The organism is Acetobacterium tundrae (assembly GCF_008086615.1).
Lineage (GTDB): Bacteria > Bacillota > Clostridia > Eubacteriales > Eubacteriaceae > Acetobacterium > Acetobacterium tundrae.
This window is the reverse complement of record NZ_RXYB01000060.1, coordinates 1-903: the sequence shown is the minus strand read 5'-3', so window position 1 is coordinate 903 and position 903 is coordinate 1. Positions and strand designations below refer to the sequence as shown.

At 44.3% G+C, this 903-nt stretch carries 1 protein-coding gene; it reads left to right on the top strand.

Annotated features, from left to right (window positions below; all coding sequences use genetic code 11):
* Positions 1–903, top strand: a 903-nt coding sequence (gene tuf, locus FZC40_RS16950) for an elongation factor Tu (RefSeq protein ID WP_148606518.1), incomplete at its 5' end; no start/stop codon positions are given.

Below are 903 nucleotides of genomic sequence, written 5' to 3'. Positions count from 1 at the left end.
GCCCAAATGGATGGAGCCATCCTGGTTGTTAGTGCTGCTGATGGTCCCATGCCACAAACTCGTGAACATATTTTATTAAGCCGTCAGGTAGGTGTACCCTACATCCTTGTTTTCTTAAACAAAGTAGACATGGTAGACGACGAAGAATTGCTTGAACTTGTTGAAATGGAAGTTCGTGAATTATTAGACGAATATGATTTCCCAGGTGATGATACACCAATCATTGCCGGATCAGCATTAAAAGCATTAGAAGATCCTGAGGGTCCTTGGGGCGACAAAATTGTTGAATTGATGGAAGCCGTTGACAGCTGGATCCCAGATCCAGTTCGTGATACAGACAAACCATTCCTGATGCCGGTAGAAGATGTTTTCTCAATTACCGGCCGTGGAACAGTTGCAACCGGACGTGTTGAACGTGGTGTTGTAAAAGTTGGTGAAGAAGTCGAAATTGTCGGAATCCACGATGTTAAGAAAACTGTCGTAACCGGAATCGAAATGTTCAGAAAACTACTTGACGAAGGTCGTTCAGGAGACAACATCGGTGCTTTATTACGAGGCATTGACCGGACTCAAATCGAACGTGGTCAAGTACTGGCTAAACCAGGTTCCATTCATCCTCATACGCACTTCACATCCGAAGTATATGTGCTAACCAAAGAAGAAGGCGGACGTCATACTCCATTCTTTGACGGATACAGACCACAGTTTTACTTCAGAACAACCGATGTAACAGGTGTCATCAAATTGCCGGAAGGCGTAGAAATGGTAATGCCGGGAGATAACGTTCAAATGGAAATCACCTTGATTACCCCAATCGCGATTGAAGAAGGCTTACGTTTCGCTATTCGTGAAGGCGGAAGAACAGTTGGATCCGGAGTTGTTGCGAAAATTATCGTAGACTAA